Source organism: Corallococcus praedator (assembly GCF_003612125.1).
Lineage (GTDB): Bacteria > Myxococcota > Myxococcia > Myxococcales > Myxococcaceae > Corallococcus > Corallococcus praedator.
The window spans coordinates 1-699 of the sequence record NZ_RAWI01000824.1 but is presented as its reverse complement, the minus strand read 5'-3'; the positions used below and the strand labels follow the sequence as shown (position 1 = coordinate 699).

At 73.2% G+C, this 699-nt stretch carries 1 pseudogene; it reads left to right on the top strand.

Annotated elements, in window-relative coordinates:
* Window positions 1-668: pseudogene (locus D7Y13_RS46245) on the top strand (serine/threonine protein kinase); the annotation flags it as partial.
* Window positions 669-699: the final 31 nt, after the last annotated feature.

Here is a 699-nt window from a genome sequence, read left to right as displayed (position 1 = left end):
CCCCCAAGGCCGGCGCCTCCGTCAGCGACGCGGAAGCGCGCCGTCCCACCACGCAGGTTCCCGCGCCGGTTCCCACCGAGTGGGTCGTGCCCCAGGATGAAGGCGCCCACTCAGCGCGGCGCTACGTGCCCATCGCCATTGGCGCGGCCGTGCTCCTCGCGGCCGTGGGCGTGGTCATCGCCGTGCGCGCTCCGGAGGTCACTCCTCCGGCGGCCGTCGTCGTGGCCACCCCGCCGCCCACGCCGAAGCCCGTCACGCCAGCGCCTCCGCCGGAGGTCGTCGCGGCGCCCGTGGTGGTGACGCCCCCGCCGCCCGCGGTGGAGACGCCTCCGCCGCCCGTGGTGGAGGACGCGCCGGTGAAGCCGAGCGCGCCCGTCGCGAAGAACGTGACGGTGAAGACCGTCCGGGCGGACACCTCCGCGCCGAGCAAGGGCGGGGACTCCGTGTCCGAGAAGGCCCTCAAGGCGCAGATCCTCGCGCTCGCGGATGAGATCCGGGCCAGTCCCCTGTACGCCAACGACAAGCGCCACAAGGGCTTGTCCCAGCAGACCGCGCTCAACACCGTGGACCGTTTCATCACCCTCCTGGAGAACGCGGAGGGCGCGCAGGATCGCGCGCTCATCCTCAAGGACCTCCGCGAGTGGAAGGCGAACTACCTCAGGAAGTAGTCGCCGCCCCTGGCCCCCCGCCCGTGAACGC